The sequence below is a fragment of the Mesorhizobium sp. B283B1A genome (assembly GCF_020165735.1).
Classification (GTDB): domain Bacteria; phylum Pseudomonadota; class Alphaproteobacteria; order Rhizobiales; family Rhizobiaceae; genus Mesorhizobium; species Mesorhizobium opportunistum.
The window spans coordinates 162,707-175,824 of the sequence record NZ_JAIUIQ010000007.1; the positions used below are offsets into that span (position 1 = coordinate 162,707).

The 13,118-nt window shown below is 63.7% G+C and carries 12 protein-coding genes; 5 read left to right on the forward strand and 7 right to left on the reverse strand.

Annotation, left to right across the window (positions count from 1 at the left end):
* The first annotated feature begins 5 nt into the window (after window positions 1-5).
* From LB577_RS08200 to LB577_RS08220, 5 genes are all read left to right on the forward strand, one after another.
* Window positions 6-1,505 (forward strand): GMC oxidoreductase, encoded by a 1,500-nt coding sequence (locus LB577_RS08200; protein WP_224686304.1) that lies wholly within the window; start codon window positions 6-8, stop codon window positions 1,503-1,505.
* Entirely contained in the window at window positions 1,502-2,263 is a 762-nt protein-coding gene (locus LB577_RS08205; RefSeq protein WP_224686305.1) for a 3-ketoacyl-ACP reductase, read from the forward strand. Before LB577_RS08200 ends, LB577_RS08205 begins: the two co-directional genes overlap by 4 nt.
* A gap of 12 nt (window positions 2,264-2,275) precedes the next feature.
* A complete protein-coding gene (locus tag LB577_RS08210; protein ID WP_224686306.1) occupies window positions 2,276-3,904 on the forward strand; it encodes a GMC family oxidoreductase in 1,629 nt (542 codons plus the stop codon).
* Between the two features lie 9 nt (window positions 3,905-3,913).
* On the forward strand, window positions 3,914-4,231 hold the full coding sequence (locus LB577_RS08215; RefSeq protein WP_224686307.1) for a Dabb family protein: 318 nt from the start codon (window positions 3,914-3,916) through the stop codon (window positions 4,229-4,231).
* 91 nt (window positions 4,232-4,322) lie between these two features.
* Window positions 4,323-5,558, forward strand: a complete 1,236-nt coding sequence (locus LB577_RS08220) for an MFS transporter (RefSeq protein WP_224686308.1) — start codon at window positions 4,323-4,325, stop codon at window positions 5,556-5,558.
* Here LB577_RS08220 and LB577_RS08225 read toward each other — a convergent pair.
* The 7 genes from LB577_RS08225 to LB577_RS08255 all read right to left on the reverse strand — a co-directional run bounded on the left by LB577_RS08225 (window position 5,545) and on the right by LB577_RS08255 (window position 13,035).
* Window positions 5,545-6,390, reverse strand: coding sequence for an EamA family transporter (locus LB577_RS08225; protein WP_224686309.1), 846 nt, complete (start codon window positions 6,388-6,390; stop codon window positions 5,545-5,547). The two genes, LB577_RS08220 and LB577_RS08225, sit on opposite strands and share 14 nt — an antisense overlap.
* Before the next feature lie 7 nt (window positions 6,391-6,397).
* Entirely contained in the window at window positions 6,398-7,300 is a 903-nt protein-coding gene (locus LB577_RS08230) for an endonuclease/exonuclease/phosphatase family protein (RefSeq protein WP_224686310.1), read from the reverse strand.
* Window positions 7,301-7,422: 122 nt separating this feature from the next.
* A complete protein-coding gene (locus LB577_RS08235) occupies window positions 7,423-8,979 on the reverse strand; it encodes a cation:proton antiporter (protein WP_224686311.1) in 1,557 nt (518 codons plus the stop codon).
* Window positions 8,980-9,064: 85 nt separating this feature from the next.
* Window positions 9,065-10,129, reverse strand: coding sequence for an ABC transporter ATP-binding protein (locus LB577_RS08240; protein WP_013893094.1), 1,065 nt, complete (start codon window positions 10,127-10,129; stop codon window positions 9,065-9,067).
* 30 nt (window positions 10,130-10,159) lie between these two features.
* The gene (locus tag LB577_RS08245) at window positions 10,160-10,951 is read right to left on the reverse strand and encodes an ABC transporter permease (RefSeq protein WP_023778555.1); all 792 of its coding nucleotides are present in this window, start codon (window positions 10,949-10,951) and stop codon (window positions 10,160-10,162) included.
* On the reverse strand, window positions 10,948-11,865 hold the full coding sequence (locus LB577_RS08250; protein ID WP_013893092.1) for an ABC transporter permease: 918 nt from the start codon (window positions 11,863-11,865) through the stop codon (window positions 10,948-10,950). The genes LB577_RS08245 and LB577_RS08250 overlap by 4 nt, the downstream gene beginning before the upstream one ends.
* Window positions 11,866-11,928: 63 nt before the next feature.
* Window positions 11,929-13,035, reverse strand: coding sequence for an ABC transporter substrate-binding protein (locus LB577_RS08255; protein WP_023765853.1), 1,107 nt, complete (start codon window positions 13,033-13,035; stop codon window positions 11,929-11,931).
* Window positions 13,036-13,118: the final 83 nt, after the last annotated feature.

The following is a 13,118-nucleotide window of genomic DNA, read 5'->3' on the forward strand; positions in this document are numbered from 1 at the left end:
GCGAAATGACAAATCCCGATATCGTCATCATCGGCTCCGGCATTGGCGGCTCGACAATCGCTTCCGGCCTGGCCGGCAGCGGCGCCTCGATCCTGATGCTGGAGCGCGGCGAACCCTTGCCGGCAACGCCGCATGCGCGCGATACGCGTTCCATCTTCGTCGACGGCCACTACCGGCCGAAGGAGATGTGGCGCGAGGCCGGTGGAGCGGCCTTCAACCCCGGTAATTACTACTATGTCGGCGGCAATTCGAAATTCTACGGCGCGGTGCTGATCCGCTATCGCAAAGAAGATTTCTCGGCCATGGAACATTTCGGCGGCGTCTCGCCGGCCTGGCCGTTTTCCTATGACGAGTTCGAGCCCTGGTATTCCAAGGCCGAGCAGCTGTTTCGCGTCCGCGGCGCCCTGGGCGAAGATCCGACCGAGCCGTTCCACTCGGTCCCCTATGCCTACAAGCCGGTGCCCGACGAGGCGCCAATCGCCCGCGCTCGCGCCGAGCTCAAGGGGTTGGGCCTGCATCCCGCCTCGCTGCCGCTCGGCGTCGACATCGACACCTGGTTGAAGGAAGGCAACACCGGCTGGGACGCCTTTCCGAACACCGGCCAGGGCAAGGTCGACGCGCAGACCGGACCGCTGGCGGCGGCGCTGACGGACACCAACATCCGGCTTGAGACCGGCTGTTGTGTCGAGTACGTGGAGACCTCGGCCGACGGCAAAACCATTGCCGCCATCCACTATCGGCAAAATGGTGAGCTGAAAAAGGTCGCGCCGAAGCTGGTGATCCTGTCCGCCGGCGCGGTCAATTCCGCCGTTATCCTGCTGCGCTCGCCCTCTTCCAATGGCAAAGGCCTCGCCAACAGCTCCGACCAGGTCGGCCGCAATTTCATGAACCACAATTCGAGCGCCATGCTGGCGATCGATCCGCGCCGCCGCAACGATGCCGTCTATCAGAAGACGCTGATGCTGAACGATTACTACCTGTCCGACGGCAAGGGCGGCAAACCTCTGGGCAATGTCCAGCTGCTCGGCAAGATCGACGGCAATATGCTGAAGGCCAACGTGAAGTCGATGCCGAAATTCGCGCTCGACTTCATGGCCGGTCACGCCATCGACTGGTACCTGATGTGCGAGGACCTGCCCGATCCGGAAAGCCGCATCATGGTCGACGGCAAGGACATCGTCATGCAGTGGCGGCGCTCCAACATGCAGTCCCTCGACGGTCTGACTAAGGTGATGCGCGAAAACTTCCGCGCCTGCGGTTACCCCATCGTGCTCTCGCGCCCCTTCGACAAGCGCACCCCCTCGCATCAATGCGGCACGGTCAAGATGGGCGACGATCCGGCGATCGCGCCGCTCGATCCGTTCTGCCGCTCGTTCGACCACCAGAACCTGTTCGTCGTCGACGGCAGTTTTTTGCCGAACTCGGCGGCGGTTAATCCGGCACTGTCGATTGCCGCACAGGCGCTGCGTGTCGCCGACCACATCCGCAAGGCCAGCCTCCAATGACCCGCCCGGCCGCGATCATCACCGGCGGCGCGCGCGGCATCGGCCTTGCCTGTGCCCAGGCGCTTGCCGATACCGGCTTTGACATTCTGATCGCCGACCTTGCCGAGAAAGCCGCAGACGGACTGGCCGAAAACATCGCCGCACGCGGCGCGAAATTCGCCTACGCCCAATGCGACATCGCAAACCTCGACAGCCACACAGCACTTGTCGATGCCGCGCTACGCGCCTTCGGCCGCATCGACTGCATCGTCAACAATGCCGGCGTCGGCGCTGTCGTGCGCGGCGATTTGCTGGATCTGAAACCGGAGAATTTCGACCGCACGCTCGGCATCAACCTGCGCGGCACGGTGTTCCTCAGCCAGGCTGTCGCCAAGGCGATGCTGGCTACGCCGGGCGAACACCCCCGGTCGATCATCACCATCACCTCCGTCAGCGCCGAAATGGCCTCACCCGAACGGCCGGACTACTGCATCTCGAAGGCCGGGCTTTCGATGTGGGTGAAGAACCTTGCGCTCCGGCTCGCTCCGGAAAACATCGGCGTGTTCGAACTGAGGCCGGGTATCATTCGCACCGACATGACGGCAGGCGTGACCGCCAGATACGATGCCTTGATCGACAGCGGTCTGGTGCCGGCAAAACGCTGGGGCGAAGCATCCGACATCGGCGCGGTGGTGGCGACGCTTGCCGCCGGCAAGCTCGGTTTTTCGACCGGCTCGATCATCAATGTCGACGGCGCGCTGTCTGTGCCGCGGCTGTAAGTGGACAGTGTCATGACCGACTACATCATCGTGGGTGCCGGTCCGGCCGGCTGCGTTCTGGCCAACCGGCTGAGCGAGGATCCGGGCAATTCGGTGCTGCTGCTGGAGGCCGGCGGCAAGGACTGGCATCCCTATATCCATATGCCGGCAGGCTTCGCCAAGATGACCAAGGGCATCGCGTCCTGGGGCTGGTCGACCGTGCCGCAAAAAAACATGAAGGACCGTGTCTTCTGGTACACGCAGGCCAAGGTGATCGGCGGCGGTTCCTCCATCAACGCCCAGATCTACACGCGCGGCAATGCCCGCGACTACGACGCCTGGGAGAAGGAGGAGGGCCTCGCCGGCTGGGGTTATCGCGACGTGCTGCCCTACTTCAAGCGCGCCGAGAACAACCAGCGTTTTGCAAACGACTTCCACGGCGACCAAGGCCCGCTCGGCGTGTCGAACCCGATTTCGCCGCTGCCGATTTGCGAGGCCTATTTCCGCGCCGGCCAGGAGATGGGTATCCCCTTCAACCCGGACTTCAACGGCGCTGCCCAAGAAGGCGTCGGCTACTATCAGCTCACCCAGAAGGATGCCCGGCGTTCGTCCGCTTCGGTGGCCTATCTCAAGCCGATCCGCGCCCGCAAGAATCTGACCGTCAGGACTGATGTGCTGGTGACCCGCATCGTCGTCGAGAACAGCCGTGCCATCGGCGTCGAGATCGTCGACAGGCCAGGCGGCGAGAAGAAAATCTTGCACGCCGAGCGCGAGGTGATCGTCTCGTCCGGCGCCATCGGGTCGCCGAAGCTGCTGATGCAATCGGGCATCGGCCCAGCGGACCATCTGAAGTCGGTCGGCATCACGCCGGTGCACGACCTGCCCGGCGTCGGCTCCAACATGCAGGACCATCTCGATCTGTTCGTCATCGCCGAGTGCACCGGCGACCACACCTATGACAATTACGCCAAGCTGCACCGCACGGCCTGGGCCGGCCTGCAATACCTGCTTTTGAAAAAGGGGCCGGTCGCCTCCAGCCTGTTCGAGACCGGCGGTTTCTGGTACGCGGACCCGACCGCCGCCTCGCCCGACATCCAGTTCCATCTCGGCCTGGGCTCAGGCATCGAGGCCGGCGTCGAGAAGCTGAACAATCCCGGCGTCACCTTGAACTCGGCCTTCCTGCGGCCGCGCTCGCGCGGCACGGTCCGCCTGAAGAGCGCCGACCCGGGCGACCATCCGCTGATCGATCCGAACTACTGGTCCGATCCCTATGACCGCGCAATGTCGATCAAGGGCTTGAGGCTCGCGCGCGAGATCATGCGGCAGAAGGCGCTTGCCCCTTACGTGCTGCGCGAGGTGCTGCCCGGCCCTTCGCTCGCCAGCGACGACGAGCTCTTCGACTACGCCTGCCGCAGCTCCAAGACCGATCACCACCCGGTCGGCACCTGTCGCATGGGCCATGACGACATGGCGGTGGTGACGCCGGACCTGCGGCTGCGCGGCATCGAGGGATTGCGTGTCTGCGATGCGTCGGTGATGCCGCGGGTGCCCTCCTCCAACACCAACGCGCCGACCATCATGGTCGGCGAAAAGGGTGCCGACCTGATACTCGGCCGCGAGCCCTTGCCGCCAGCTGTGTTTTCCGGCAACCGGGCTGCTTAGGAGCAAAAGATGATCAGGCACTGTGTCTTCGTCAAATTCCGCAACGATGTCGGTGTCGGTGAACACAAGGCGATCCATGCCGACCTCGAGGCGTTGCGCCAGGTGATCGACGGCATGGACACCGTCCATTTCAATGCCAATGTCAGCCCGGAGCCGTTTGCGCGCGGCTTCAGCCATGGCTTCACCATCGATTTCCGCGATGCCGCCGCGCGCGACGCCTACCTGGTGCATGAAGCGCACCAGCGGGCCGGGGCCCGGCTGGTCGCCGCACTCGAAGGCGGCACTGACGGATTGATGGTCTTCGACCTCGAGCTTACGAAAAAGTGACCGCTTAGCCTTTCGAAGGCCGGCTGAATGCTGTTCTCTTTTGCCAATCGGGCGACATATCGTTCCTTTGGGGGATACAAAGGAGGACGCATTGAACCTCACTGCCGAGCAGAAGAAAACCGTCCTGGCCTCATTCCTGGGGTGGACGCTGGACGCTTTTGATTTCTTCCTGCTGACATTCCTGCTCACGGATATTGCAAGTGAATTCCAGACGGACGTCCCGGCGGTCTCAAAGGCACTGTTCCTGACCTTGGCCACGCGCTTCATCGGCGCGTTCTTCTTTGGCATGCTCGCCGACAAATACGGGCGCAAGCCCATCCTCATGCTCAACATCGTCAGCTACTCGGTGATCGGCGCGCTCGCCGCCTTCTCGCCCAGTCTCGGCATCTTCCTGGCTCTGCGTGCGCTGTTCGGCATCGCCATGGGCGGCGAATGGGGGCTCGGCAGTTCGCTCGCCATGGAATCCGTCCCGCCGAGTGCACGCGGCTTCGTCTCGGGCATCCTGCAATGCGGCTATCCGGCCGGCTACCTGCTGGCGGCTGTGGTCTATGGCCTGCTCTATCAGCAGACGATCGCCGGCTACACGATCGGCTGGCGTGCCATGTTCCTGCTCTCCTTCATCCCGGCGCTGATCGTGCTCTTCATCCGCTCGCATGTGCCGGAATCGCCGGCATTCGTCGAGGCCCAGAAGACCGCAAGGCCGGGCATGCTGGAAACGCTGCGCAAGCACTGGGGCATTGCGCTCTATGCCGTCGTGCTGATGATGTTCTTCAATTTCTTCAGCCATGGCACGCAGGATCTCTATCCGACCTTCCTGAAGAAGCAGCACGGCTTCGATCCGCATACGGTGAGCTGGATCACCATCGTCGCCAACATCGGCGCCATCGTCGGCGGCCTGGCGTTCGGCGCGCTGTCCGAGAAGATCGGCCGCGTCAACGCCATCACGCTCGCGTGCCTGATCGCCTTGCCGTCGATTCCGCTGTGGGCCTACAGCTCGACACCGTTCATGCTCGCCGTCGGCGCCTTCGCCATGCAGGTCGCCGTCCAGGGCGCCTGGGGCGTCATCCCGGTGCACTTGAACGAGCTGTCGCCCGGCGCGGTGCGCGCGACCTTGCCTGGTTTCATCTACCAGGCCGGCAATCTGGCGGCGTCCTATGGCGGCCCGTACCAAGCCGGCATCGCCGAAGCGCCCGGAGGCAGCTATGGCTACGCACTGGCGCTGTTTGCCGGCGTGGTCGCCATCTGCATCATTGTCGTCATCCGCTTCAGTCCCGAACGACGCGGCCAGGTCATGACGGTGCTGGACCACGAGGTCAGCCGAGTCTGAGCGCCACCACACCGGCGACGATGCTGAGCGCAGCCGCGCCGCGCCAGCCCGTCATCTTCTCGCCGAGGGCGAAGACCGAGATCATCATGGCAAACAGGATCGAGGTCTCGCGCAGCGAGGCCACCGAGGCGATCGGCGCCTTGGTCATCGCCCACATCACGATCCAGTAGGCAGCACCGCTGAGCACGCCCGTGAACAGCCCCGTCTTCCAGTCGCGCGCCAGAACCGGAAGCGCCTTGGGGCCCCGGAAGATCAAGCACAGCACCAGAGCGCCAAAAGCATCGCAAATGAACAGCCAGGCAGCATAGCCCTGCGCGGTCGCCGCCAGCCGCGCGCCGCTGCCGTCCGACAGCGTGTAGCTGGCGATGAAGATCGACGTGCCCAGCGCAAAGCCGACCGCGCGCAGGTTCAGCTTCTCCAGATGCGCACCGCCGCGAAACGACATCACCAGCGTGCCGGCCGACAGCAGGAAGATGCCCAGAATGGCAAGCGGAGCCGGCACTTCGGCAACGACGAACATGCCGCCGAGAGCTGCCAGCAACGGTGCCGTGCCGCGCGCCAGCGGATAGGTCTGGGCGAAATCGCCGGCTTGGTAGGCGCCGATCAGGAAGGTGCGGTAGCCCATGTGAAAGAAGACCGAGGCGATGATGTAGGGCCATACTTCTGCCTTCGGCACCTCGACGAAGGGCAACACCACCAGGCCCGCGACACCCATGCCCAGCGTCATCAGCGTGATCGACAGGAAACGGTCGAGATGGACCTTGACCAGCGCGTTCCAGATCGCGTGCATGGCGGCGGCGGCGAGCACCGCGAAGAAGACGAACAGGGTCATGCACGGCTCATGTGGCGATGCCCGGCGTCTCCAGATCGATGTCGATCCGCAGCGGGAAATGATCAGACGCGACCTCGCCAATGTCGGCGCCAACCGAGCGCACGCGGCCTGCGAACATGCCGCCGACAAAGCAATGGTCGAGCCGGCGATTTATCAGTTTGCCGTCGATGGTCTTCACATGCGTGTGGAAATCCGGAACCGGCTCGCTGGCGACAGCGGCAGCGTCAACGAAGCTGTCCAGATAGGCGGCACCGCGATGATAGGGCGTGCTGCCGACGATGCGGCGGTATTCCGCGCTGCCCGGCTCCATGTTGAAATCGCCCATCCAGATCGCCGCCAGCGGATTTTCCGGCTCGGCCTCGCCGCTGGTCCAGTTGCGCGACGGCTCGTCGTCGGCGCCGCTCCACGGGCCACCCTCGGAAGGCGCCCGGCGGTGCTCGGCGAGCAGGTAGTCGATTTGCTCCAGCCGCTCCTCCGCCGCGATATGGGCGAGGTGCAGCGACAGCACCCGCAGGGGCCCGGCCGGTGTGCGGATCATGCATTCCAGGGCCGCGTTGCGGGTGTTGAGCGGCCGCAGCGTACGCCGCATCGGCAGCCCGTGAAGCCGCGACCAGGCGATCGGCAGCTTCGACAGCACCATGGTGCCGAACTGCCGGCGCCGATTGATCAGGCGGCCGTCGCGCCGCTCGCTGGCGTCCATGTCGAAGGCCGGTCCATAGACCCAATGATAATCCGGCAGCAGGCGTGAAAGCAGTTCGGGCTGGTCGTCGAAACTGCTGCGCTGCCAATGCCGCTCCACCTCCTGCAGCGCAATGATGTCGGCGCCGGCAACGATCCGCGCCGCGCGCGAAAGATCGTAGCGGCCGTCGCTGCCAAACCCGTACTGGATGTTGTAGCTGACCAGCTTCATTGCTTACCCGGCTCAATTTCGATGTTGGCAGTAGCGGTTCGGCGAATTGGTTGCAATGTGCAGCGAGATGGCAGCGACTTGGGCCAGAAGCTTCCCTGCCGGCCCCCAGCTGCCTAGTCGGACTAGCCGTCGGTCGTCAGGGGCTGGAACCGGCCAGCCGGCGACGCCGCCAGTTCCGACCAGTCGATCTCTTCCTCCAGCCGATGATAGGCTTCATCGCCGATCGTGCCGTTGCTGCGCAATTCCTCGAGCGTGTCGCGCTGGCGATTGATGGCATAGAGGCGCAGCCGGTCGTATTCGGTTGCCGCCTGTGCGTCCTCCGGGTTTTCGGCCACCAGGCGCTCGGCCTCGTACTGCTCGCGCACGACAGCCGCCGCAGCCGACGTCTTTCGGCTCAACACGTCGAGTGCGGCTTGCATGATGGCGACGCGTGCCTGAGCCACTTCGCGATCTATTGTCGTATCCCGTTCGAAGTCGAGCATCCGCAGCAAGGGCTTCAGCGTCATGCCTTGCAGCACCAGCGTGCCCAGAACCACCGCGAAGGCGGCGAGCACGATCGGATCACGGCCGGGAAAATTGGCCGGCAGTGCAATGGCCACCACCAGCGTCACCAGCCCCCGCATGCCGCACCAGCCGACGAGCACACCGCCGCCAAATGTCGGCAGATCTCGCTTTCTGTCTTCACCGCCGAAGCGGGCGAACCATCGTATGATGGCAATGTAACTTGCCACCCAGACGAGGCGGGCGACGATGACGACGGCCAGCACCGTCGCGGCGAAGAGAAAGGCATCGCCCTGCCCTTCGCCGGAGAGCCGGCCGACGATCGAACGCGCCTGCAGGCCCATCAGCACGAAGGCCAGCACGTTGAGCACGAACACCGCCGACTCCCAGACCGAATAGGTGCTGACGCGGCGTCTCGCCGACATGCGGCGCGGCGCTGTGCGCGCAATCGTCATGGCATAGACGACGATGGTGATGATGGCGGACAGGCCCAGCCTGTCCGCCAGGATCCAGACTCCGAAAGTCCCGGCGAATTGCACCACCGTGCTGCTCGCTGCGTCCTCGATACGGGTGAGCGTCAAGAGCGAGATGCGGCCAAACAGATAGCCCGCGACCAGACTGCCGATCGTCCCCAGCAGGATCGTCGGAATGGCGTTGCTCAGCATGATCGAGCCGAGCGCCGCCGAAACCGCCAACCGGTAGATCAGCAGCGCGGTGGCATCGTTGAGCAGGCTCTCGCCTTGCAGGATGGCCGTAATACGGTGCGGTACCTTGAACTGGCTGAGCACAGCGCTTGCCGCCACCGCGTCCGGCGGCGCAACGATGGCGCCGAGCGCGATGGCAGCCGCGATCGGCAGGCCGGCCATTCTCCAGCCGACGAAGGCCACGACGGCAGTGGTGAAGACAACGGCGCCCAGCGCCAGCAGCGCCAGCGACAGCCGGTAGCGCTTCAGGTCGCGCAGCGACGTGTCATAGGCGGCATCGAGAAGCACCGGCGCGATGAACAGGGCAAGCGCCAGTTCCGGATCGATCTCGATCGTTGGCGCACCGGGTACGAAAGCGATCGCAACCCCGGCCAGCGCCAGCAGCGACGGATAGGGAATCTCCAGCCGTCGCGACAGCGCCGTCAGCGCAACGGCGGCCAAAAGCAGGACAAGCGTCAGTTCGAAAAGAGCCATGGCTCATCGTAGCGACGGAACAAGCCGATTGGCAGTGCCAAAGTCACTGCAGTGAGCAGTTACGTGCCGTCTGGTGGCGCGGTGGCTAGTGCAGCACCAGCATGTCGCCGGACGAGAACGAAATCTCGGCCTTCTCGCCGACGGCGGGCGGCGGCGTCGCCGGGCTGTTGAACGTGTCGAGCGACACCGTGTTGCCGCCAATTCCGACGCGAACCCGGATCACCGAGCCGAGGAAGTGGACTTCGGAAATCTCGCCGGACAGGCTGGAATCGCGGCCAGGCTGACGGCCGAGCGAGATCGCTTCCGGCCGCAGCGCCAGCGACAGCGTGTCGCCCGACTTCGAGCCATTGAGCTTGCCCTTGAGCGAGACTTCCTGCGTGTTGACCTGCACCGTGCCAGCCGCGGCATCGGTGACCTTGCCTTCGAGCACGTTCAGCGTGCCGACGAAATTGGCGACGAACTTGGTCGCCGGCCGGTTGTAGATCTCGAAAGGCGTACCGACCTGCTCGGCCTTGCCGCCATACATGACCGCGATTCGGTCGGAGATCGACAGCGCCTCTTCCTGGTCATGGGTGACGAAAATGGTGGTGATGCCGAGCTTCTTCTGGATCGAGCGGATCTCCTCGCGCAGCGACACGCGCACCTTGGCGTCGAGCGCCGACAGCGGCTCGTCGAGCAGCAGCAGCTTCGGCTTTGGCGCGATGGCGCGCGCCAGCGCGATGCGTTGCTGCTGGCCCCCGGAGAGCTGGTAGGGATAACGATCGGCCATCTGCGGCAGCTTGATCATGTCGAGCATCTCGGCGACACGCCTGTCGGCATCGGCCTTCGACATGCCGGCGACCTTCAGCCCGAAAGCGATGTTCTGTGCCACGGTCAGGTTGGGAAACAGTGCGTAGGCCTGGAACACCATGCCGACATTGCGCTGGTTGGGCTTCAGCCTCGTAATGTCCTTGCCTGCGACGACGATCTTGCCGGCCGACGGCTCCTCGAAGCCGGCAACCATGCGTAGCACCGTGGTCTTGCCGCAACCGGACGGTCCGAGGAACGAGACGAACTCGCCCGGCTCGACGTCGAGGCTGAAATCCTGGACCACAGTGTTGGAACCGTAGGACTTTCGCACATGCTGGATGGACAGGAATGGCTCGGCCATGGCTTTTTCTCTCAGGTCAGTGCTTTTCGTTCAGGTCGGGCGGTTCGCCGATTTCGGCGCAAAACGGGACAGGATCTGGATCAGCGACATGCAGCCCCAGGTAATGGCGAAGGCGATGATGGCAAGGGCCGCCGGTTCATAGGCGCGGTTGGCGCCGATGTTCTGCAAATACGGGCCGAAAGCCGGGCGATTGAGCAGGCTGGCCATTGTGAACTCGCCGATGACGATGGCAAAGGTCAGGAAGGCGCCCGACAGCACGGCGATCAGCACATTGGGCAGGATGACGCGGCCAATGATCGTTCCCCAGCCGGCGCCCAGGATCTGTGCCGCTTCCGTCAAGGTGCGCACGTCGATGGTGCGCAGCCCGGTATCGACCGCGCGATACATGTAAGGCAGCGCCAGCGTCGCATAACCGATCACCAGCAAGGCATTGGCGCCCATATTGCTGCCCAGGAACGGCAGCGGCGAATTGGAGCCGTACATCCTGATGTAGCCGAAGACGATGACGATGGCCGGAATGACCAGCGGCAGCAGCGTGATGAATTCGACGATCGGCCTGAGCTGCGGCAGGCGCAGCCGGATCCAGTAGGCCGCCGGCACCACGATCAGCACACCCAGAATGATGGTGAAGATGGCAGCGACCACCGAATACAGGAAGGTCGACTGGAAGCGCGCGTCGCCCAGCACGATCTGATAGGCGTCGAAGGAATGGACGCCTCGGCGCATGCGCAGCGAAAACTCGACCGTCGCCATCAGCGGAATGAAGAAATAGGCCGCACCGATGATGAAGACGACCCAGGCCCAGAATTTTCCCGACTTCATTTCAGCCACCTCTCCGAGCGAGTCCGGAACCAGATGTAGAAGACATTGGCGAGTCCGGTGATGACGATCATGCCGAAGGCGATGGCATAGCCGAGCTGCGGATTGTGCAGCACGTCGCCGTTGATCTGCGAGTACAGCTTGATGGGAACGATGTTGAGCGCTGGGCCGGCAAACGCATAAGCGGTGGCGATGGCGCCGAAGGCATTCGCGAACAGAAGGATGACGGTTCCAAGAAAGCTCGGCCATATCACGGGTATGACCACCATGCGCCAATACTGCGCCTGGGTGGCGCCGAGCGTCGCTGCCGCCTCGCCCCATTCCTTCTTCAGGCCATCAATGGCCGGCACGATGATGACCACCATCAGCGGAATCTGGAAGAACAGATAGACCGCGATCAGGCCCGACGTGGTGAGGAAATTGAAGCCCATCGCATAGATGTTGATGTTGAGCACGTCACGCAGAAGCGTGGTGACGATGCCGACACGGCCCAACGTCGCCAGGAAGGCGAAGGCGAGCGGCAAGCCCGCGAAATTCGAGGCGACACCCGAAAAAGTCAGGGTCGCGGAACGCGTCCAGCTTGGCAGCCCGCCGCGTACGATGGCGATGGCGATCGCCAGGCCGGCAAAGGCGCCGATGATGGCCGACCAGAAACTGATCTTGATCGAGACCCAATAGGAACTGCTGATCGAGGGATCGCTGACCAGCTGCAGGATGTTGTCCAGCGTGAACTGGCCATCACTCCGCTGGAAAGCGCCCACCACGAGATAGATCGTGGGCAGGATCAGGAACATCAGGGCGAAGATGAAGAACGGCGCCACACCAATCCATTGCGTCGGCAAGCGGAAAGCGGTCGCCTCGTTCGGTGGCGCGGGCTTGGTGGCAATCGTTCGATTTGAAAGCGAGAGGTCGGTCATGCGCCGGCTACCGTCTTCGAGGGAAGGCCGGGCGGTCTCGCGACCGCCCGGTGGATTTCAGTCTTACTTGACGTTGGCGCCGACGACGGCGTCCCAGTTCTTGCTGATGACTTCCTTGGCCTTGCCCTGCTCGTCGAGCGTCGGGAATGCGGCCGAGGCGTAGGATTCCGCCGGCGGCAGCTTGGCCAGCACGTCCGCCGGGATCTTGCCGTTCTTGGCGAGATCGTTGAAGCGGATCGGGTGGCAATAGCCCTTCAGCCAGCCGACCTGGCCTTCGTCGGAATAGAGATATTCCATCCAGAGCTTGGCTGCGTTCGGATGCGGCGCATAGGCGCTGATCGCCTGCACGTAGACACCGGCGACGACGCCGGTCTTCGGCACCACGACGTCGACGGGCGGGTTGCCCTTCAGCGTGTCGCGGCCAGCAAGCGCGTTATAGTCCCAGTTGATCAGGATCGGGGTCTGGCCCTGGGCGAGCGTAGCGGGCTTGCCGACGACCGGGACGAAATTGCCGGCGGCGTTGAGCTTCTTGAAGAAGTCGAGACCAGCGGTGCCGGCAGCTTCACCAGCGGCAGCTCCCGACGACAGGCCGGCGGCATAAACCGCCTGGATGGCCTGGTTCGAAGCGCGTGGATCGCCAGCGACGGCAACCGCGTTGGCAAATTCAGGCTTCAGCAGGTCGGCCCAGTCAGCCGGCGCTTCCTTGATCAGATCCTTGTTCACCATGAACGAAAGAACGCCGTAGTAGTCGCCATACCAGGCGCCGTCGGCATCCTTGGCGCTGTCCGGGATCGAGTCCCAGGTCGACACCTTGTAAGGCATCAGCAGGCCATCGGCCTTGGCGGTCGGTCCGAAGGACAGGCCGACGTCGATGACGTCGGGAGCCTGCGGGCCTTTGTTGTCCTTGTTGGCCTTGATCGCCTCGACCTCGTCGCCGGAGCCGGCATCGGGGTTGAGCTCATTGATGGTGATTTCGGGATACTTAGCCTTGAAGCCGGCGATGACGTCGCCGTAACCGCACCAATCATGCGGCAGCGCGATGGTGGTGAGCTGGCCTTCAGCCTTGGCGGCCTTGACGAGATCGTCCATCGAATCCGCGGACGAAATCACCGTCGACGCAAAGAGCGTCGCGGCCGAAAGGGAAAGCACCTTCCCCGTGAATTTGAACATGTGTTCTCTCCGTTGAACTGACGCCGTTGGACGCCTGCGATGCGGTATCGTTTTCATGTGACAGCCAGATGAAAGCTTTGTGA